1 protein-coding gene is annotated in these 1,014 nt (G+C 68.6%); it reads left to right on the forward strand.

The annotated features are described in order from the left end of the window. The coding region (locus tag ACTQWD_RS08695; protein WP_441559751.1) for an IS1249 family transposase at window positions 1–964 on the forward strand (964 nt) is incomplete at its 5' end. Window positions 965–1,014: the final 50 nt, after the last annotated feature.

Consider the following 1,014-nt stretch of genomic DNA (forward strand, 5'->3'; position numbering starts at 1 on the left):
GCTCCTCTCCAAGGACTCCCAGGCGGCGATGCCGGGCGGCGGGCGGTCCTTCAGGCGCAGGACGGCCGAGTTCTGGGAGGTCTGGCCCATGCCCGTCCCCGACGGCGAGCTGCACCGCGTGCTCTACGTCGACGGGATCTGGGTCGCGCGCGACCTCGTGGTGCTCATATGCTGCAGCGGCGAGAGGGTGGTCTCCTGGTACATGGCAAGGTCGGAGAACTCGAGGGCGTGGTCGGCCCTCCTGGCGCCGATCCCGGCGCCCGAGGTGGTCGTCACCGACGGCGGGAGCGGGTTCGCCAAGGCCGTGCGCGAGACCTGGCCGCGCACCAGGGTCCAGAGATGCACCTTCCACGCCTTCTCGCAGGTCAAGCGCTACACGACGACGCGGCCGAAGCTCCAGGCGGGGCGCGAGCTCTACCTCATCGCGCGCGACCTCATGGGAATCGAGACGCTGCACCAGGCCGAGCTCTGGGTCGAGCGCTACCTCGACTGGTGCGGGTTCTGGGCCGACTTCCTGGAGGACAGAACCGTGGTGGACGGCAGGAGGGTCTACACCCACGAGAGGCTGAGGCGGGCGCGCTCGTCGCTGTCGTCGCTGGTGTCGGCGGGGACGCTGTTCACCTACCTCGACCCCGCCCTGGCCAAGGCCGGCCCGCTGCCGTCGACCAACAACATGATCGAGGGAGGGGTGAACTCGCAGCTGAGGGCCGTCCTGCGCAACCACCGGGGGCTGACGTCGGTCAAGCGCGTGAAGGCGGTGTTCTGGTGGTGCCACGCGCACTCGGGGGACGCGAGGACGGCGCGCGAGAAGCTCGCCACGATGCCGACCGACGCGGACATCGACTTCCTGTTCAGCGTCTACTCCGCCTCGCCGTCGCGCGAGGACGGAGGGCCGGAATGGGGCGACAGGGCCGTGTGGGAGGACCTCCACCACAGGGACCCGTACCCGTTCTGGCTGGATTAATGGATGGAAACGGATGTTCTATCGGGACACACATTTTGTCCTATAGGCCG

It is taken from the genome of Collinsella sp. LCP19S3_B6 (assembly GCF_052121815.1).
Taxonomy (GTDB): domain Bacteria; phylum Actinomycetota; class Coriobacteriia; order Coriobacteriales; family Coriobacteriaceae; genus Collinsella.